We start from the raw sequence: 19218 nt of genomic DNA, 5'->3' as shown, positions 1-19218 counted from the left end.
TTTTTTATTCCTCCGAAGCTTTTCGAGCATTATCGCCATCCAGACCGCGTCGCCAATAGGCCACGATCAGCTGGCGATTTTTCGGAACATTGCGTTCCTTGCGCATGTAGCTGCGAATATTGCGGAAGGCATTAAATTCGCACGCCGCCCAGACGAAAATTTCTTCCTCTCCTTCCGGCAGCTCGACCGCGCGCACGGCATCCTGCAAAAGCGTCGTAGTGCCAGCTTCAGCACCATCACGATTCAGCCATTGCACATCGACATTGGCCCGTGAGACGAGGTTCTGTTCCTCGGTCTTGTCGCCAATTTCAATGCGCACAACGGCCTTTGCATCTTCCGGGAGCCGCTCAAGAATACGGCCGATGGCTGGCAGTGCGGTTTCGTCTCCTGCGAGCAGATACCATTTGGCATCGCCTGCATCACCGCCGCCCGGACCAGTCATACCAACAATATCGCCAGGCTTGGCGTTAAGCGCCCAACCAGAACCCGGCGCGTCGCAGTCATCACCATGCACCACCATGTCGATATCGACCCAGCCCGCATCCGCATCGATGTTGCGGATCGTATAAACACGCGTGGCGAGCTTCGCATCGCCTTCCGGCCAGGCCGGACGGCCGTCTTCACCCGTCACCGGCCATTGCGGCTGCGCCAAAGCTTTGGGTGGGAAAAGAAGGCGGATATGCAATCCGGTATGCGAGAACCGTTGAAGGTCGTCGCCCTTCAGGCGCACACGCCGCATATGCGGCGTGACATTGGACACGGCCATCACGCGCATTTCACGGAAATAAGGCAGCGGCAGACCCGCTGCGCCATCGCCCTGCCAGATGATTTTCGGCGTTGGGCTGCCCTTTTCCAGAAACTCGAGCACATGCTCGGCAATGGAATATTTCATATAGGCAAGGCCGGTCTCGTCGTCGCTTTTCACATCGACGCTGACCGTCTCATCATCCCACTGAACATCGGCCTGACCGAAGCTTAGAACAAGCTTCGCGCGCGTTCCGTCGCGTTGCACATCGGCATGTTCAACAAAATGATCGAGCAGCTGATTGACGATATGACCGGCATTAGTGAGCGCAAAGCGGGTATTGGCGTTGAGTTCGGACACGACCCGTCCTCCTCTGGGATGATCTGATGCGTCAGCCTTACCCGAATATAAGATGACAATTCAAGTCATCATTTATCTTTGCGTGCGGAATAAAGCGTAACGGGCAGCGATTGGCGCCATACATCGAACGAGCCAAGCCCTGCCGCCTGCGCCACGGAAAGCCGTATCAGCTTGCCGCCAAAACGTTGCCGCCAGGCAAAAAGCTGCATCTCGCTTTGCAGCGTGACGGCATTGGCAACCAGCCTTCCGCCGGGCTTCAGCGCATCCCAGCAAGCTTGCAGCACGCCCTCATCTGTCACGCCGCCGCCGATGAAAATCGCATCCGGCTTCTCCAGCCCTGCAAGAGCGCCCGGCGCTTCCCCGGGTACGAGTTGCAAACCCGGCACGCCGAGAGCGTCGCGATTACGCGCGATCATACCCTGCCGCCCCTCATTCGCCTCAATGGCGATGGCGCGACAGGATGCATGCGTGCGCATCCACTCGATGCCGATAGAACCGCACCCCGCGCCAACATCCCACAACAACTCGCCAGGCAGCGGCGCCAGCCGTGATAGCGTCACAGCGCGGATGTCGCGCTTCGTCAGTTGCCCGTCATTTTCGAAGGCTTCATCCGGCAAGCCGATCCCCATGGGAAGAATGTTCGCATCCGGCTCGGCGAGGCACTCCACGGCGACGACATTCAGATCAGCACCGGCTGGAACCGTCCATGTTCCGGCAACACCACAACTGTGCTTTTCTTTAGGTCCGCCCATGTGCTCCAGCACATCGATACGGCTTGGTCCAAAGCCACGTGCGCTTAGCATCCCTGCCACTTTACCCGGCGTAGAACCGTCATTGCTGAGGATCAGCAACCTGACGCCGGGCAGAATATGCTTGGCCAGTAATTCCAGCGGCCGTCCGTGCACGCTGAGGCAGCGCACATCCTGCAACGACCAGCCCATCCGTGCCGCGGCGAGCGAGAACGAAGACGGATAAGGTAGGATCAGCATTTCTTCGGGTGAAAAGTGCCGGGTCAGAGAAGCACCCATGCCGTAATGCATCGGATCGCCGCTGGCGAGAACCACCACTGACTTGCCTCGCTCGGCAGCAATCATCGGAAAAGCGTCGTCAAACGGCGAAGGCCATGCAATCTGCCGGGCACTGGATGTTTCACCGACCAGCCCGAGATGCCGCTTGCCGCCGAAGATCACATCAGCCGAAACAAGAGCCTGCCGCGCAGTCTCGCCAAGCCCATTCAACCCGTCTTCGCCGATGCCGATGACCGTTAGCCAGCAAGCCATGCTCTTCGCTCCGTTTTCTTCGTTCGTAGGATGCGGCGATGGCAAGTGCAAGTCCCAAAGCGGTTCCCACTTTCCGGCCTGTCGCAGGGGGCGTATAAGGCGATTATGTTGAACCAAAAGACCATAGCGACGAAGATCGAACTGTCTGACAGGCGAAATGCCTGTCCCGGACTGTCGCGCATGGTTATGGCGCGTGACGGTGGCATTGCGCGCATAAAACTGCCGCTCGGACGGGTGAACGCCGATCAAATCTTTGCGCTGGCCGAAATTGCCGAAAAATTTGGCCCGAATGCCGTAGAGCTTTCGATTCGCTCCAATTTTCAACTGCGCGCCATAGCGCCAGAAAACTGGGGGCAAGCGATCACAGCACTATATCAAGCCGGGTTTGGTGCGGATAATCCTGCGGCGGATGATATCCGTAACGTGATGGTCAGCCCAACAGCCGGTATCGACCGCGATCAAACTTGTAATGTCACGCCGCTGGCGCAGCAATTGCTGGCAACGCTTGAGAACAATACCGACTACCACGCGCTTTCGCCGAAATTCTCGTTCCAGATCGATGGCGGCGAGGCCTGCGCAATGGTCTCACATCCGGGGGACATTTGGCTATCGGCAACGGATGGCGGTCGTCACTTTGCTTTCGGTTTCGCTTCGTCACCCAATGGCATGGCATTGGGACGTATCGAGGCTGATCATGCCCTGCCCTTTATAGAAGCAGCGCTGCGCATGTTTCTTGCCTGTTCCAAAGGCGTAGCGCGGATGAAGCAGCTCTTCGAAGCCCTTGCTGTCAAAGAGTTTTTGAGCGAACTGATTGCGAGCCTTTCTTTTCCGGTCGAGCCACCCGTCGGGTGGCAGCGACAGCAACCGCACGCAAGCGCCGATCTTGGAGCCCACATTCAAGCGGACGGGCGGTTTTACATTGGAGCGATGCCGCTTCTGGGGCGGCTCGATACGACGCAACTGCGGGCGCTTCGCGCTCTTTCGCAAAAAGTCAGCGGCGAAGAAATTCGGCTGACACCGTGGCAAGGCGTGATCCTGCCAAATGTCGATGCAGCACGTTGCGACGATGCCATCCGGCAACTGCAAGCGCTGGGCCTTTCGACCGACGCCAAGGCACCACAATCGCGACTGCGTAGCTGCGCCGGGTCGAAGGGCTGCGTCTCGGCCCTTTCCGACACGCAGACCGATGCAAAAGAACTGGCGTTGCTCCTTGACGGCGACAGCGCAGAAGCGGTCCATCTCACCGGCTGCGCCAAGTCTTGCGCAGCGCTTGCGACACTACCTTACACGCTACTGGCCCGCACTCCGGGCCGCTACGATGTCTTTTTTGCAGGCAAGGCTGGACCATCCCGTTTCGGACGGCTATTGGCGACAGATGTGACCATCGACGCTGCCGCGCGCCTTCTCAATTCACCAGAGCGGAAACCATGACAGATTACATTCGCGACGGACAGGCCATCTATGACCGCTCCTTCGCCATTATCCGCACTGAGGCGGATCTGAGCCATATCCCAGCCGATCTTGAAAAACTCGCTGTGCGCGTCATCCATGCTTCCGGCATGGTGGATGTGGTGAGCGACATCGCCTTTTCGGACGGCGCTGGTCTGGCAGGCAAGCAGGCACTGGCCAGGGGTGCGCCGATCCTTTGCGATGCACGCATGGTTGCCGAAGGGATCACCCGATCGCGTCTGCCTGCCGACAATCCGGTCATCTGCACGCTGAACGACCCTTCCGTGCCTGAACTGGCAAAGAAAATCGGCAATACCCGTTCTGCCGCAGCACTCGATTTGTGGTTGCCGCACCTCGAAGGCAGTGTCGTCGCCATCGGCAATGCGCCAACCGCGCTCTTCCGGCTTTTCGAAATGCTGGATGCTGGTGCGCCCAAGCCCGCGCTTATCATCGGTATGCCGGTGGGCTTTGTCGGAGCGGCGGAATCGAAAGACGAACTCGCCGCCAATAGTCGCGGCGTGCCCTATGTCATCGTGCGCGGACGTCGCGGCGGCAGCGCCATGACTGCCGCAGCGGTCAATGCTCTCGCTTCGGAGCGCGAATAATGACGACAAAGGGCAAGCTATTCGGTCTGGGTGTCGGCCCTGGCGATCCTGAACTCATCACACTGAAAGCGCTTCGGTTGCTCAAAGCCGCCCCCGTGGTGGCCTATCACGCCGCCAAGGGCAAAAAGGGCAACGCACTCACTATCGTTGAGGACTATCTTTCGCCGGAACAGGTTCTGGTGCCGCTTATCTATCCGGTGACCACGGAAAAGCTGCCCGCGCACATGGACTATGAGCAGATCGTCAGCGATTTTTATGGTGAGATCACGACAACAATTGCCGGTTATCTCGATCAGGGACAGGATGTGGCCGTGATTGCGGAAGGCGACCCGTTCTTCTATGGCTCCTTCATGTATATCCATGACCGGTTGGCGGAAAACTATGAAACCACAGTGGTTCCCGGTGTCTGTTCGGTTCTCGGTGCTTCGGCTGTGCTTGGCGCGCCGCTTGTTTATCGCAACCAGACCCTGTCGATCCTCTCCGGCGTCATGGAAGCCGACGAATTGAAGCGCAGGCTTGCCGATACGGGTGCTGCGGCAATCATGAAACTCGGCAAAAATCTCGACAAGGTGCGTGACGTGCTGACCGATCTGGGGCTGATGGACCGCGCGCTTTATGTCGAGCGCGCCACCATGGCCAATCAGCGCATTGTACCGCTATCGGATGTCAGCGGCAGCGATTGTCCTTATTTCTCGATCATTCTCGTTCCCGGCCAGAAATGGAACGGCGCATGAAGCCGGCTATCGTTGCGCTGGCGGAAGCGGCGATCCCGACAGCGCGCCGTATTGCCGATGCGCTCGATCAGGCCGAAGTGCTTGGACTTCAGGAACGCGTCACGGGTGCGGACAGAACATTCGCCCATTTCGGTGACACCATACGCGCCTTCTATGAAGAAGGCCGCCCGGTCATCGCGCTCTGCGCCGCCGGTATTGTCATTCGCGCCCTCGCGCCGCTTTTGCAGAACAAGCGCATTGAGCCGCCCGTTCTAGCGATTGCCGAAGACGGCAGCGCTGTCGTGCCGCTTCTCGGCGGATTGTCGGGCGTCAACGACATGGCGCGAACCATCGCCGCTGCACTTGAGGTCGCCCCGGCAATCACCACATCCGGTGAATTGCGGTTCGGGATCAATCTGTTGCACCCGCCAGCGGAACTGACGCTTGCCAATCCAGATGCGGCAAAAGCCTTTACCTCCGACCTGCTGGCAGGCGCGAAACTGCATCTCGATGGGCGCTCCCGCTGGCTGCAAACGTCAAAACTGCCGTTCTCCGACGATGGCAGGCTTGCCATCAGCATCACGCCGGAAAACCGTGCACCGCTGCCAGGTGAGCTTATTTATCATCCGCAGGTCGTTGCCGTCGCAATCGACCAGCCGACTGACAATATCGCGGAAGCAATCATGAGAGCCTTCGACGAAGCGGGGCTCGCTCCGTCATCGCTCGCGCTGCTGCTTGCCCATGAACGCCATTGCGCTGCGCCGCAAATCCATGACGCGGCAAGCGCGCTCGGTGCAGAACTGCGCTTTGTACCAGCCGCTGAAAATGCGCTTGCTCTCGCCCATCTTTCGGTCGAGCAACCGCTGCGCGTGGCAGAAACGAACGGCGTTGTGCTGGCCGTCGCCCCTACCCCAGCCGACGTGCTGCGGGTCGGGCGTAAACGCGGGAAGCTGGTCGTGGTCGGGCTTGGCCCCGGTACGCGCGATCTGATGACACCTGCCGTGCAGCGCGACATCGAGCAGGCGGAAGATATTCTCGGCTACGAGACCTATGTGCGCATGGCTGGGCCGTTTCATGCCGGTCAAACCGTCCACATGACGGATAACCGCGAGGAGATGCAGCGCGCGCGCCATGCCTTCGAACTGGCGGCATCTGGCCGCACTGTGGCGATGGTATCGTCCGGCGATCCCGGCGTTTTCGCCATGGCGGCGGCTGTGGTCGAGGCGCTACATGAAGCCGAAAATCCTGCATGGCATGGGGTCGAACTGGTCATTCAGCCGGGCATTTCGGCTGCGATGGCCGCAGCGTCACGCATTGGTGCACCGCTCGGCCATGATTTCTGCATTCTCTCGCTGTCTGATAATCTGAAGCCATGGGACGTGATCGAAAAGCGTCTGGCGCTGGCGGCTGAAGCCGATCTCGCAATGGCCTTTTACAATCCGATTTCCAAGGCCCGCCCGCATCAGCTTGGCCGCGCACTGGAAATCCTACGCCAGCATCGCGCGCCGCAAACCCCGGTCGTGCTCGGTCGCGACATCGGCAGACCAGCAGAGACCACCCGCGTCACAACACTTGGGCAGTTGACGCCTGATGATGTGGATATGCGCACGGTGGTGATCGTCGGGTCATCCCACACGCAGCGGTTTGAGCGGGCAACAGGCGGCGAATGGGTCTATACGCCGCGCTGGTATGGCGAAAAGCCGGATAAATGATCAAACAAAAAGGCAGGGAAATCCCTGCCTTTTTCGTAACTTATCCAAGTTTATTGAATCAGTTCTTCTTCGCCTTGGTCTTCTTCGGCGCGGCTGCTGCGGCAGCGTCCGCCTTGGCGGCTGCGGCTTCAGCGGCAACCTGATCAGCACTCTTCGGCGAGGTGTCGATAACGGCACGCACGCCACCCTTGGCAGTGAGCTGGCAAACTGCGGTGCGCAGATCCACCTTCAGGTCCACATCCGTGCCGCCATTGGCGCCCGGGCGGGAATCGACAGCGCTGATAGCGTGCTCCGGCAGGAAGTACTTGTTGGCAGCAGCCGTGATGCAAGGCTGCGCCAGAGAATAGTCGACCGTCTTTACCGGGGTCGGGATGAAGCTCGGCAGCGAAGAGCTGGCTGCAGGCACCGGCGAGTCAGTCTTGCCGGGGGTGATGGCAACCGGTGCAGTCGTCGTACAGGCGGCAGCAAGCGGCGCCAACATGGCGATTGCAAAGAAACGGGCTCCGGTGCGGACTCGTCCGTACATAATGGTCTACCTCATAAGGTCTGCTGGATAGGTAAAATTTTAATTTCGATAACTATTCGCTTTTAGCCGATTGTCGAGTGGCAGGAACGCCACAGAGCCGGAATTTCGATTCGCATCCACAAAACTGTCGTCACTGTTTTGCGAGAATCCAGTTCAGCATCTCCCTCCAGTCGCTCATACGGATCGGTGTGCCGTGGTTGCCGGACTCAAACCGCCGGAACTGCACCGGATAGCCCGGCGCGCGCTTGCGGATATCTCGATAGAAAGCTTCTTGCCGATCAATTGCGAAAACCGGATCGCGGCTGCCATGCCCAAAGAAGACCGGCACTCGCCGCTTGAACGTCGCCGATGTAAAGAACCCGTCATCCCACAGCGAACCGAGCAGAATGAGCCCGGCAAGCCGAGCACCAGCTTTTTCATCGGACGCGATGCGCCAGCACAGCGAACCACCCTGCGAGCCGCAGGACAGGATCAGCGGTGCGGAAGGCGATGTTGCTTTCAAGGCGTCGATCAGTCCGGCGATCTGCGCTTCGCCCGTATCGGCGAAATCCTTGAAATCCGGTGTGACATAGAGACCGCCATTCAACGCAGCCAGATTCTTGACGCGATTGAAATTGCCGCCAAAGGTGAAATCATTCATTCCCTGCAAGCGGTTGCCGCCGCGCCCGTGCAGATAAATCACGATGAAGGACGCACCTTGCTGCTTACCAGCGGCCATCGCCTTCACCGGTCCAGCCGCAGTCTGAAAAGTGACATCCTTTTGATAGGCGCGCGCCTTCAGCGAGATATAGCTGTCCTTGACGCGCTTTTCCGGCACGCTGTCTCGACCGTTGATATCGCGCATCTCATTGTAATCAATGACTTTATAATCGCCGTTATCCGCGCTGCTCAACACGCCGGGATAAGCGAAGGCATCGTCCTTGAAGGGCGGCAATGGCCCTTGCGCGCAAGCAAGGGACACCGACAACAACAGCGCAGCAATGCCTCCAAGCCCGGCCCGCGCTGTTGCGTTCAATCGCTTCTTCATTCTGCCTCCTCCCCTCCGGTCAGCCGATCACAAGTCGAGCGTGTGATAGCGCCGGTTCAGATAGATGAGCGCGGTTGCATCGGGGTTTGAGCGCAGGGCAATCACTTCGCCGAAAAGCACATGATGCGTCGAATGATCCTGAATGCTGACAACCCGGCAGTCAAAAGCCGCCAGCGCATCGGTCAGTACCGGTGCGCCGGTGGCAAGCGTGTCCCACGTCGCCAGTTCGAAACGCTCATTCTGCGTCAGGCCGATGCGCCCTGAGAAGGCGTCGGCCAGCTGCTGATGCGTTCCGGCCAGCGTGTTGATGGAGAAAACGCCATTTTCGATGAACAGGCGATTGTCCTCGTGGACCTTCTGAAGGCAGATCAGCACGGTTGCCGGAGCGTCGGATACGGAACAAGCCGCCGTCAATGTCAGGCCCCGCCGCCCTGCCGGACCATCGGTCGCCACAATCTGCACCGCGCCAGCATAATGGCTCATGGCATCGCGGTAAGCCTTCGGCTCCACAGATGCCGCACTGGAGATGATGTTGTTTATCGTTTGCACGTCAGAATCGATCCATTGCCGACCGTAATATTTAGCCAAAATACTGGCATAGATTACGGGCATTGCACAAAGGCGCGGAAACCGCTACCCACTTTTCGATCACATTGCCACGAATTGTATAAAGAAGACCAATAACGTGATTGAGTCTGGGAAGCTTCCCGTTGCCACTCTGACAAGCCTTGCCATGCTGTTGCTGGCGGGATCGGGATTTGCTTATGCGGATAATATCCAGATTGGTCTGGCCGCACCGTTGACCGGCACCTTTGCTCCTTTGGGCAATCAGCTTGCACAAGGCGCACGCGCAGCCGCTGACGCAAAGGGTGCAGATCTCATCATCTTCGATGATCGTTGCGATGCCGAAGGCGGCAAACAGGCCGCAGAACGCTTCATCGCGCAAAATGTTCGTATTGCATCCGGCTTTCTCTGCGCCGAGGCGCTGGAGGCGGCAGTGCCCATTCTGGCCGAGCGCAATATTCCGGTTATCGTGTCGGGCGTCAGCGAGCAAACACTGGTCGAGCGTCGCGCCGCTTCGCCCTTGCCGGTGTTCCGCCTGAGCACGGGACTGGAGAAAGAAACGCAGGCGACGTCGAGTTTTCTCGGTAGTCTCTGGCGTGCGCAGCCTTTCGCGGTGATTGACGATGGCACTATTGAAGGGCGCGAGCGCGCAAGCCGGGTTCTGGCCAACTTGAAAGAACAGCAATTACAGCCGGTTTTCACGGACACCTATCGTCCCGGTCTCGAAAACCAGAATGCGCTTGTTGCCCGACTGAAACGCGCTGGCGCGACGCATGTCTATGTCGGCGGCGAGCGCGATGATGTTGCCGCTATTGGCGCAAGTGCTGCTTCACTCAATTATCCGCTGGTCATCGCTGGCGGCAGCCTGCTTGACGCCGCGCCCGGCGCACAGCGATTGAGCGACGGCACATTGATGACAGCGCCGCTAAAGCCGCAGGATCTGCCGACCGCGAAACCGGCGATCGACGCGCTGCATCAGGCGGGCCGCCTTGTGGAATCCTATGCGATTACCGGCTATGCAACTGTGCAGATCGCCGCCGATGCCGTCAGCAAAGCCGACGAACAAAAGCAGCCATTACTCGACACGCTGCGCAGTGCATCGTTTGAAACAGTGCTCGGCACGATCAAATTTGATGGTACCGGCATGCGGACGGACAACCCGAACCGCCTGCAGCGCTACGAAGGCTCGCGCTTCATACCAGCCGATAGATAAGTCCTACGATGCTGGCGGCGATCAGCAACCCTGTCATGAGGCTCATGGTCGCCCAGAACAGGTCCAGCGCGGCGTCAATATCGGTCGCTTCGGCTTCGCGCTTGCCCGACGCATTGAGCATCGGCCCTTCCACTTTTTCTTCGCCATATTGACGCGGACCGGCCAATGCCAGATTGAGCGCACCGGCAAAGGCAGATTCCGGCCAGCCCGCATTGGGTGAGCGATGCAGGCGCGCATCGCTGCGCATGACCGATAAGGCGGCCTTCGCTGCCCCCTTGCTGCGGGTGAGCGCGGTCGCCAGCGCAGCCAAAAGGCCGGTCAGGCGCGCGGGAATGTAATTGGCAACATCATCCAGCTTTGCAGCAAAACGCCCGAAGTGGCGGTAACGATCATTGAGATGTCCGATCATCGAATCGGCGGTATTGATCATCTTGTAGGCGAACAGCCCCGGCAGACCGCCGACAAGAAACCAGAAAGCCGGAGCAACAATGCCATCCGAGGCATTTTCCGCCAGACTTTCAATGGCAGCGCGGCTGACGCCACCTTCGCTCAACTGATCAGGATTGCGTCCAACGATCATCGAAACTGCCTTGCGCCCGCCCTCGATGCCTTTGTCACGCAGCCCGCGTGCAACCTCGCCGACGTGATCGGCGAGGCTCTTCTGTGCCAGTAGCACGGCAACAATGAGGATTTCCGCCACTGCCCCGGCAGAGCCAGCAAAGGGCAGCAGGTTTTCAATCAGCAGCCCCGCCAGAATACAGGCCGCGACCAGCGCTATGGTCAGCCACATGCCACTCCGGCGCAAAACCGCTTCTGGCAGCGTGCGGTCGTTGAAACGCTTCTCGCCCCAGGAAATGGCCTTGCCAAAAAGCACCACCGGATGTGGCAGTCTGTGCCAGAGCTGTGGCGGGTCGCCGACAACGCGATCAAGAATGAGCGCCAGCGAAAGGATAATCAGCTTTATTTCCATGGGTTTAACCGATATTCATGAATCACTTTTTCAAGCTGCTCTTCCCAGACAATGATTGAGCGCAGTTTCCAGACGTGCGAGATCGGCATCGTTATTGGCAAGGCCAATACGCAACCAATGTGGAGCATAAGTAAACTTGCGGACAAGAATATGCTCCGCACACAGTGCGTTGTACAATGCGTGTGCGTTGTCGTGGGCAACCAGTGAGAACAGCGCCGTGCCGCCGACTTCCCACAATCCGCACCGCGCAAGCACATCCGACAGTCTTCTGCGCCGAATGTCTATCCGCATGCGAAAAGCCTGCAATGTCTCGCCACCTGCAAAGGCGTCGGAAGCAATGACTAGCGCCGGTCCCGGCACCGCCCATGGACCCAATCGCCGCGCTATTGTCGCGACAATTCCAGCTTGCGCGACGGCAAACCCCAGACGCACACCAGCGAGACCGAAAAACTTGCCGAAGGATTTCAGCACGATCAGCTGCTCTTTCGACGCCATCGCTGCGACGCTCACTTCGGGATGGGGATCGGCAAAAGCCTCATCCACCACCAGAAAACCACCTCTCGCACCCAAAGTTCGGGCCAGAGCGAGCAATTCACCCGCAGCAATCACTCTTCCATCGGGATTGTTCGGATTGACGATCACCGCGACCGTCGCATTGACCGGAATATCGGCAATGCCAGCGCACTCTACGACCTGCCAACCCGACGCCGCGAAAGAAGCCGCATGTTCCTGATAAGTCGGCGTCAAAATAGCAACTGTCGCAGGCTTCGTCAGCGTCGGCATGATCTGGATCAGCGCTTGCGTGCCGGGTGCGGCAACGATAGGTGCGTCTTCCGGCAGCCCGTAATAGTCGCGCGCAAGCTTACAGGTTCCCTGCAACAGCCGATCATCCGGCAAGCGGTTCCAGACCTCGGCTGGAATGTCCGGCAATGGATAATGCTCAGGATTGATCCCGGTGGAAAGGTCGAGCCAGTCGCCCGTCATACCGCCGAAACGTGCAATCGCCTTGTCCAGCGCGCCGCCATGTTCAATGTTGGATATCACGCATGCTCTCCGGAAAAATCGATGACATGCATGAAGGAACCGGCGACCGGTCCGACCCGTAGACCGGCTTCGCCCAGATCGTCCCCCACCGCATCTCGGACTTTGAAAAGCCTGTCCGCTGCGCCTTCGCGCGTGATGCTGGCATAATGAAACTCGTGACTCTTCAACGGTACCTGCCAGGGCGAGCCATTCAACGGTTCCAGAACGCGATAACCAAGATGCAGCTTGCGTTTGGTAAAACTGGTTTGCAGCGGCAAAAGACCCAGCATCGGGTGCTGTTTGCCGCTGGCATCTTCCAGCGTTTCGCCCAGCACCATATAGCCGCCGCACTCGCCATAGACGGTCACGCCGCGCGCCGCCGCAGCCTTGATACTGTTCTGGAAATTCTGCGCGGCGGCAAGACGTTCCGCATGGAGTTCGGGATAGCCACCCGGCAGATAGATCGCATCGGCGTCTGGCGACGGCGCTTCATCGGCCAGAGGTGAGAAGAAGGAAATCTCTGCACCGCGCCTGCGCCATCCCTCGAAAAGATGCGTATAGGCAAAGGCAAACGCGTCGTCCCGTGCGATAGCAATGCGGCTTCCAAGCGGCGGAAGACGCGGCACATTGGCCATCTGATCGAAACGCTTTGGTGCCGACCAGATATGTTTTAGTGCGGCAAGATCGATATGCGCTTCAACCACATCTGCGGCATGGTCGAGAAAGCGTTCCAGATCGGCGTGTTCGCCCGCCTGCACGAGGCCCAGATGGCGTTCCGGCAAAACCAGTGCCGCATCGCGCGGCAATGCGCCTAGAACCGGAATGCCAAGCGGCTTGAGCGCATCGCGCAACATGGTTTCATGACGAGCGCTACCAACACGATTAAGCACGAGGCCTGCAACGAACACATCCTTGCGGAACCCGCTGAAACCGGAGACCAGCGCCGCAATGGAATGGGACTGTTTCGCGCAATCAACCACCAGCACCACCGGCAGATCGAGCAGCCTTGCCAGATCGGCGGAAGAACCCTGCCCGTCCAGAGCGCCGTCGAAAAGGCCCATCATGCCTTCTGCGATCAAAACCTTGCCGCCTTCGGTCATCCGGGCCGACAGGGCGCTGATCAATTCCACGCGCATCGCCCATGGATCGAGATTGAAGCAATCCGCACCGCTTGCAGCCTTGTGATAGGCGGGATCGATATAATCTGGCCCGGCTTTCACTGGCGCCAGAGCCACACCGGCCCGCTTCAAGGCGCGTAACAAACCAAGCGTTACCGTCGTTTTGCCCGAACCTGATGCGGGGGCGGCGATCATAAAACCCTTCATGCGCTCTGGCCTCCGCGTCTGATATCCAGCGGATCGCTGACAAGCTGGCGGCCTTGCGCAGCACCTATCCAGTCCAGACCATTGCGCAACCGGACCACCTCCCCGACCACCACGATGGCTGGTGGTTTGAGCCCTGAAGCTTCCACGTCAGCGGCAGCATGCGCCAGCGTCGTTTCGAGAACGGTCTGTTCCGGCAGGCTGGCATTGCAGACAAAAGCGACCGTTTCGTCAGGCGAACGTCCGGCAGCGATCAGCCGCGCCGTGATGAGATCGATGTGTTTCATTGCCATATACATGACAATAACCGGTGACGATTTTGCGATGCCATCCCAATCAATGCGGTCGGGCAGCAATCCCGTTGCATCATGCCCGGTCAGGAAAGTCACCGACTGGTTGATATCGCGATGCGTCGCGGCAATGCCCGCATAGGCCAATCCGCCGATCCCCGCCGTAATACCGGGGACGATGCGGAATGGCACGCTATGCTCCACCAGCGTCAGTGCTTCTTCAGCCCCCCGACCGAAAACAAACGGATCACCACCCTTGAGGCGCAGAACCTTTTTGCCCTGCCGCGCCAGTTCCACAAGCCGCAGCGAAATATCACGCTGTTTTGGTGACGGCTTGCCGCCCCGCTTGCCCGCATATTCCAGCACCGCCTGTTCGTTTTTCAGCGAAAGACAGGCTTCGTCCACCAGCGCGTCGTAAACGATGACATCTGCCTGTTGCAGCGCATTGACGGCATGAAGCGTTAGCAAACCCGGATCGCCCGGCCCGGCACCGACAAGCCATACATGGCCCGGCTCCATCGCTGGCAGGGCAATGCCCCGTTCTGTCGTCGATCCGATTCCGCTCATTCTCTTCAACCATTAATAAATCTGGCGGCACTGCTATCAGATACCTTATAAGGCATCCATGACCGACGAAACCGCAGATCCCAATAAAAAGCTTGGAAAAAGCGAGCTTAGGCGTGGCTGGACCACCGGCGCATGCGCAACCGCTGCGACCAAAGCGGCGCTGACAGCGCTTATCACCGGTGAATTCCCCGACCCGGTCGGAATCATCCTGCCAAAGGGCGAAGTGCCCTATTTCCAGCTGGCCTATGAAGGGCTCGGCGACGGCTATGCAATGGCGGGTATCGTCAAGGATGCGGGCGACGACCCGGATGTCACGCATGGCGCGACGATCATTTCCACCGTCTTCCCGGCACCGCCCGGAACCGGTGTGGTCTTTCGCGCTGGCGAAGGTGTTGGCACCGTCACGCGGGCCGGATTGCCAATTCCGCCCGGTGAAGCTGCGATCAACCCGGTTCCGCGCCGCATGATGACTGAAATCTGTGAGGAAATCTGCGCCGAGTATGGACTGCCTGCTGATCTCGTCATCACCATTTCCGTGCCCGATGGCGAAGAAATCGCCAAGAAAACATGGAACCCGCGCCTTGGCATTGTCGGCGGCATTTCCATCCTCGGCACCACTGGCGTCGTACATCCCTTTTCGTGTTCTGCCTGGATTCACTCCATTCATCGCGGCATCGATGTGGCGCGCGCAGCAGGCCAGAAGCATGTGCTAGGCGCGACAGGCTCGACATCGGAAGATGCCGCGCAGGCGATCTACGATCTGCCCGATTTCGCCATTCTCGACATGGGCGATTTCGCAGGCGGCGTGCTCAAATATCTGCGCGACCACCCGATCGACAAACTGACCATCGCAGGCGGCTTTGCCAAACTTACCAAGCTCGCCCAAGGCGCGCTCGACCTGCATTCGGCCCGCAGTCAGGTCGATATGGGCTTTCTGGCAGAGGTTGCCGAGCAGGCAGGCGCGCCGGGGAACCTCAAGGACCGGATTCTCTTTGCGAATACCGCCAAGGAAGTCCTTGATATGACTCAAACAATCGGCATCGATATCGCCACGCCGATTGCCGTCAAAGCGAAGGAAACAGCGATCGCAACCTTGCGCGGTGCGCCTGTCGAAGTAGAAATCATCATGACTGACCGGGTGGGAACCGTCCTTGCCCGCGTCTAGACCCAAAGTCCTCATTCTGGGCGGCACGACCGAAGCAGCACAGCTTGCGCAGGAGCTATCCGCCCTGCCAGTCGAAGTCGTGACCTCCCTTGCGGGACGCACCGCCAATCCGGCACCCTTGCCCGGCCCGGTGCGCAGCGGCGGTTTCGGCGGCGCAGACGGCCTCGCCGCCTATATCGCGGCTGAGAAAATCGACTACGTCATCGATGCCACACACCCCTATGCCACGCGCATTTCTCAAAATGCAGTGACGGCAACCGCCTTGACTGAAACGTCCCTGCTCCGGCTTGAACGCTCGCAATGGGTGCAACAGAATGGCGACCAGTGGATCATCGTGGCCAATGAAGAAGAGGCAGCAAAACTTATCCCGGCGGGGAAACGCGTCTTCCTCGCGCTCGGGCGTCAGCATATTGCGCCTTTCGCAACCCGAGCCGACGCGCATTTCATCATGCGCATGATCGACCCGACCGACGCCCCTTTGCCTGCGGATTGCGAAGTCCTGCTCGCCAGACCCGGTGACTATGTGCAGGAAAAACAATTTCTGATGGAAAAGCGTATCGGGCTGATCGTCTGTCGCAATTCAGGCGGCGACACGTCCTATGCCAAGATCAGAGCCGCGCGCGATCTCGCCTTGCCCGTCATGATGATTGCTCGCCCACCGGTCGTGGCTGAACACGTCACGGAGAGCGTGGAAGAAACGATCCGGCTAATCCGCTTACGATTCGGACTTTGACCGGGCCGCATGGCTATGCGCCTCATGATAAAGCGCCGAGTCCCGAAAATTCTTCGGATCAAGCCCGCGTCCGACAAAAATCATCGCAGTCCTTTTCAGATCAGCGGCTTCGGCCTTTCCCGCAATGTCCGACAGAGTGCCGCGCAGGATGAGTTCATCCGGCCAGCCGACACGATAGGCCACGACAACAGGGCAGTCCGCACCATAAAGCGGCGTCAGCTCACGTTCGATCTTGCCAAGATTGCGGATCGACAGGTGGATAACCAAGGTGGCACCCGAACGACCGAGTGTGGCAAGGTCTTCACCTTCCGGCATAGCCGAGGATTTCATTGACGTGCGCGTGAGGATGATCGTCTGGTTAACTTCCGGGATCGTCAGTTCCTGCTTCATCGCCGCCGCTGCTGCTGCGAAAGCGGGAACGCCCGGTGTCACATCATATGGAATGTCCAGCGCATCGAGCCTGCGCATCTGCTCGGCGACAGCGCCATAGATCGACGGATCACCGGAATGAACGCGGGCGACATCCTGCCCGTTCGCGTGCGCTGCGGCCATTTCAGCGATGATTTCATCGAGCGTCATGGATGAACTGTCGACAAGCCGCCCATCCGCCGGAGCCGACGCAACCACATCCTTTGGCACCAGCGATCCCGCATAAATGCAGACGGGGCATTTTTCGATCAGCCGCAGGCCGCGCACAGTGATGAGGTCTGCCGCACCCGGACCGGCGCCAATGAAATGAACGGTCACGTCTTTTTCCTTGTTCTCCTGCCCTTCGAATGCATTCGGCGAGAGAACAAAGTCAATTACTTTTCAGCGCCTTTCGGCATCAGATCCTCGATATCGTCAAAGATCGATTGCCATTCTTCTGGCGACAGCTCGAAGAAATTGAAGCTACGCAGCAAAAACGCACCCTCATTCGCGATGAAAGCGAGACGCGCCCGGCGGCCTTCGGGCGTCGAAACATCAAGCCCGTTCCACTGCTTGCGGTACCAGTCGCGGGTATCGTCCAGATGCTCGGTATTGGGGGTGAGGCTCGTCATCATTGCCGCGAAACGGGAATCATCTTCCGCATCGCTATCGCGCGTCACCTTGATATGCGCCGCGATATGCGCCAGCGGATCGGCCCCACTCCCTTTAACGGCATCGACTTCCGCATCGAAGCGGTCGCCCCATCGCGCGATCATGGCCTTCAACAGCCCGTCCTTGTTCTTGAAGCAATATTGCACGCCGCCCTTGGTCACGCCTGAAGCCTGAGCCACCGCGTCCATCGTCAGAGCCGCGACGCCACCTTCCGTGACGAGTTTTTCAGCCATGTCCAGCACGTGATCGCGATCAATCGTGCGGGGACGTCCCATCTTGTGCAACTTATTACTTTCCATACGGATGGATTTATATTATGTCACCCGGCTCGACAAGTTTAAATACAACCGTATTGAAAAGGTGAACTCCGATGTTGCCGCAAAATCGCTGGCTGGTTCTTGCAATCGTTTCCAGCGCGCTGTTCCTGATCGTCGTGGACATGACTGTGCTCTACACAGCCCTGCCGCACCTGACGCACGATCTGGCAGCCAGTGCTTCGGAAAAGCTCTGGATCATGAATATCTACCCGCTGGTGGTGGCGGGCCTGCTGCCCGGTCTCGGTACGCTGGGCGACAAGCTTGGGCACAAGCGCATGTTCATGACCGGCCTCGTCGTATTCGGTGTGGCATCGCTTTGCGCAGCCTATTCGCCCACCCCCGAAGCGCTCATCGCCGCGCGCGCATTTCTGGCCTGTGGCGCAGCCATGATGATGCCTGCGACGCTTTCAATCATCCGCCTGACCTTCACCGACGAGCGTGAACGCTCGCTTGCCATCGGCATCTGGTCGGCTATTGCGTCCGGCGGCGCGGCTCTCGGCCCGGTCGCGGGCGGCGTACTGCTCGAATATTTCTGGTGGGGATCGGTGTTCCTCATTAACGTGCCGGTTGTTGCGATTGCGTTTCTGCTGTCGGCCTACAATCTGGAAAATCGCCCCCTCGGCTCCGCGCGCAAGTGGGATCTTGTCGGCTCGATCCAGATCATGATCGCGCTGATTGCGCTGACTTATGCGGTCAAGGAACTGGCGAAGCGCGATGCATCAATGACTGTCTTCGCAGTCGTTTTCGCCGTCGGAGCCATCGCCGCCTTTATATTCGTGCGCAGACAGTTTTCTGGCAGAGAACCGCTGATCGATTTCTCGCTCTTTCAGAACCGGCTGTTTTCAATGGGCGTGTTCGCGGCGCTGGTCGCCTCGGGAGCAATCACCGGCATGGAGCTGGTCTTCAGCCAGCGCTTGCAACTGATCGAAGGCTTCTCGCCCTTGCAGGCGGGTCTCGCGATTCTGCCAATTCCGCTTGCCGCCTTCGTGGCGGGTCCACTGGCAGGCATGCAGCTCCCTCGCATCGGCGCGGGCCGATTGCTGACCGGCGCACTTGGCACCGCAGCGCTCGGCGTGATCGTCTATATCCTGACCTTCAAAGCGTCCGGCTACGGCTATCTCATCGGGCTTGCCTTGCTGGGCTTCGGCGTTGGCGCTGCAATGACCGCCGCGTCCTCCGCTATCATGGGTAATGCCCCAGCCGACAAGGTCGGCATGGCGGCATCCATCGAGGAAGTGTCGTATGAGCTTGGCAATGCGCTGGGCGTCACGATCTTCGGCGGCATCCTGTCGGCCTCGTATACGGCAAGCATCGTGCTACCTAAAGGCAGCACCATTGCGCCTGTCGTTCGCGACAGTCTGGATGAAGCGCTTCTGGTCGCCCAGAATTTGCCAAAGCTGGAGGCAGAAACTCTCGTTGCTCTGGCCTCAAGCGCCTTTGAGAACGCTTATGTGGCGGTGATTGTTGCGACCGCGGCCTTGCTGCTTTTCGCAACGATTGCGACCTGTCTTGTTCAGCGTCGTCGCAAGGCGGTCACAGTCTGAACGACTACACGGT

Annotated in this window: 19 protein-coding genes; 8 read left to right on the top strand and 11 right to left on the bottom strand. The window is 59.0% G+C overall.

The features are described from left to right. Positions 1 to 4: 4 nt before the first annotated feature. Together FHW03_RS13875 and cbiE are read right to left on the bottom strand one after the other, a co-directional pair. Positions 5 to 1105: a siderophore-interacting protein gene (locus FHW03_RS13875; protein ID WP_182521150.1), complete on the bottom strand. Its 1101-nt coding sequence runs from the start codon at positions 1103 to 1105 to the stop codon at positions 5 to 7. Between the two features lie 68 nt (positions 1106 to 1173). After that, on the bottom strand, positions 1174 to 2385 hold the full coding sequence (gene cbiE / locus FHW03_RS13870; protein ID WP_182521149.1) for a precorrin-6y C5,15-methyltransferase (decarboxylating) subunit CbiE: 1212 nt from the start codon (positions 2383 to 2385) through the stop codon (positions 1174 to 1176). A gap of 105 nt (positions 2386 to 2490) precedes the next feature. Here cbiE and cobG point away from each other — a divergent pair, with 105 nt between their 5' ends. From cobG to cobJ, 4 genes are read left to right on the top strand one after another with little or no spacing between them, the layout of a single operon-like run. After that, positions 2491 to 3816, top strand: coding sequence for a precorrin-3B synthase (gene cobG, locus FHW03_RS13865; protein ID WP_182521148.1), 1326 nt, complete (start codon positions 2491 to 2493; stop codon positions 3814 to 3816). Next, positions 3813 to 4439, top strand: coding sequence for a precorrin-8X methylmutase (locus FHW03_RS13860; RefSeq protein ID WP_182521147.1), 627 nt, complete (start codon positions 3813 to 3815; stop codon positions 4437 to 4439). Before cobG ends, FHW03_RS13860 begins: the two co-directional genes overlap by 4 nt. Beyond that, a complete protein-coding gene (locus tag FHW03_RS13855; RefSeq protein WP_182521146.1) occupies positions 4439 to 5173 on the top strand; it encodes a precorrin-2 C(20)-methyltransferase in 735 nt (244 codons plus the stop codon). Before FHW03_RS13860 ends, FHW03_RS13855 begins: the two co-directional genes overlap by 1 nt. Beyond that, the gene (gene cobJ, locus FHW03_RS13850; RefSeq protein WP_182521145.1) at positions 5170 to 6864 is read left to right on the top strand and encodes a precorrin-3B C(17)-methyltransferase; all 1695 of its coding nucleotides are present in this window, start codon (positions 5170 to 5172) and stop codon (positions 6862 to 6864) included. Before FHW03_RS13855 ends, cobJ begins: the two co-directional genes overlap by 4 nt. Positions 6865 to 6922: 58 nt before the next feature. Here the strand turns inward: cobJ and FHW03_RS13845 are convergent, their stop codons facing one another. From FHW03_RS13845 to FHW03_RS13835, 3 genes are all read right to left on the bottom strand, one after another. Further along, the gene (locus tag FHW03_RS13845) at positions 6923 to 7390 is read right to left on the bottom strand and encodes a hypothetical protein (RefSeq protein WP_182521144.1); all 468 of its coding nucleotides are present in this window, start codon (positions 7388 to 7390) and stop codon (positions 6923 to 6925) included. 130 nt (positions 7391 to 7520) lie between these two features. Then, entirely contained in the window at positions 7521 to 8417 is an 897-nt protein-coding gene (locus tag FHW03_RS13840; protein ID WP_182521143.1) for an alpha/beta hydrolase, read from the bottom strand. Between the two features lie 27 nt (positions 8418 to 8444). Continuing rightward, the gene (locus FHW03_RS13835; RefSeq protein ID WP_280994303.1) at positions 8445 to 8966 is read right to left on the bottom strand and encodes a flavin reductase family protein; all 522 of its coding nucleotides are present in this window, start codon (positions 8964 to 8966) and stop codon (positions 8445 to 8447) included. 184 nt (positions 8967 to 9150) lie between these two features. Here FHW03_RS13835 and FHW03_RS13830 point away from each other — a divergent pair, with 184 nt between their 5' ends. Then, a complete protein-coding gene (locus FHW03_RS13830) occupies positions 9151 to 10194 on the top strand; it encodes an ABC transporter substrate-binding protein (protein ID WP_182521198.1) in 1044 nt (347 codons plus the stop codon). Here FHW03_RS13830 and cbiB read toward each other — a convergent pair. From cbiB to cobA, 4 genes are read right to left on the bottom strand one after another with little or no spacing between them, the layout of a single operon-like run. After that, positions 10175 to 11164, bottom strand: a complete 990-nt coding sequence (gene cbiB, locus FHW03_RS13825) for an adenosylcobinamide-phosphate synthase CbiB (RefSeq protein ID WP_182521141.1) — start codon at positions 11162 to 11164, stop codon at positions 10175 to 10177. The two genes, FHW03_RS13830 and cbiB, sit on opposite strands and share 20 nt — an antisense overlap. A gap of 30 nt (positions 11165 to 11194) precedes the next feature. Continuing rightward, positions 11195 to 12208, bottom strand: a complete 1014-nt coding sequence (gene cobD / locus FHW03_RS13820) for a threonine-phosphate decarboxylase CobD (protein WP_182521140.1) — start codon at positions 12206 to 12208, stop codon at positions 11195 to 11197. Then, entirely contained in the window at positions 12205 to 13512 is a 1308-nt protein-coding gene (locus FHW03_RS13815) for a cobyrinate a,c-diamide synthase (RefSeq protein ID WP_182521139.1), read from the bottom strand. The genes cobD and FHW03_RS13815 overlap by 4 nt, the downstream gene beginning before the upstream one ends. Beyond that, positions 13509 to 14366 (bottom strand): uroporphyrinogen-III C-methyltransferase, encoded by an 858-nt coding sequence (gene cobA, locus FHW03_RS13810; protein ID WP_182521138.1) that lies wholly within the window; start codon positions 14364 to 14366, stop codon positions 13509 to 13511. Before cobA ends, FHW03_RS13815 begins: the two co-directional genes overlap by 4 nt. A gap of 58 nt (positions 14367 to 14424) precedes the next feature. On the opposite strand from cobA, the gene FHW03_RS13805 reads away from it, so the two are divergent. Both FHW03_RS13805 and FHW03_RS13800 read left to right on the top strand, forming a co-directional pair. Further along, on the top strand, positions 14425 to 15531 hold the full coding sequence (locus FHW03_RS13805) for a cobalt-precorrin-5B (C(1))-methyltransferase (RefSeq protein WP_182521137.1): 1107 nt from the start codon (positions 14425 to 14427) through the stop codon (positions 15529 to 15531). Further along, entirely contained in the window at positions 15518 to 16264 is a 747-nt protein-coding gene (locus tag FHW03_RS13800) for a cobalt-precorrin-6A reductase (protein WP_182521136.1), read from the top strand. The genes FHW03_RS13805 and FHW03_RS13800 overlap by 14 nt, the downstream gene beginning before the upstream one ends. Here FHW03_RS13800 and cobM read toward each other — a convergent pair. Both cobM and FHW03_RS13790 read right to left on the bottom strand, forming a co-directional pair. Further along, positions 16247 to 17011 (bottom strand): precorrin-4 C(11)-methyltransferase, encoded by a 765-nt coding sequence (cobM, locus tag FHW03_RS13795; RefSeq protein ID WP_182521135.1) that lies wholly within the window; start codon positions 17009 to 17011, stop codon positions 16247 to 16249. The two genes, FHW03_RS13800 and cobM, sit on opposite strands and share 18 nt — an antisense overlap. Before the next feature lie 56 nt (positions 17012 to 17067). After that, entirely contained in the window at positions 17068 to 17628 is a 561-nt protein-coding gene (locus FHW03_RS13790) for a TetR/AcrR family transcriptional regulator (protein ID WP_377514838.1), read from the bottom strand. Between the two features lie 86 nt (positions 17629 to 17714). On the opposite strand from FHW03_RS13790, the gene FHW03_RS13785 reads away from it, so the two are divergent. Further along, positions 17715 to 19205 carry an MFS transporter gene (locus FHW03_RS13785; protein WP_182521133.1) on the top strand — a complete coding sequence of 497 codons (1491 nt, stop codon included), beginning with the start codon at positions 17715 to 17717 and terminating at the stop codon, positions 19203 to 19205. Positions 19206 to 19218 lie beyond the last annotated feature (13 nt).

The organism is Ochrobactrum sp. RH2CCR150, from assembly GCA_014138095.1.
GTDB classification, from domain to species: domain Bacteria; phylum Pseudomonadota; class Alphaproteobacteria; order Rhizobiales; family Rhizobiaceae; genus Brucella; species Brucella gambitense.
This window is presented reverse-complemented; position numbering and strand designations above follow the sequence as displayed.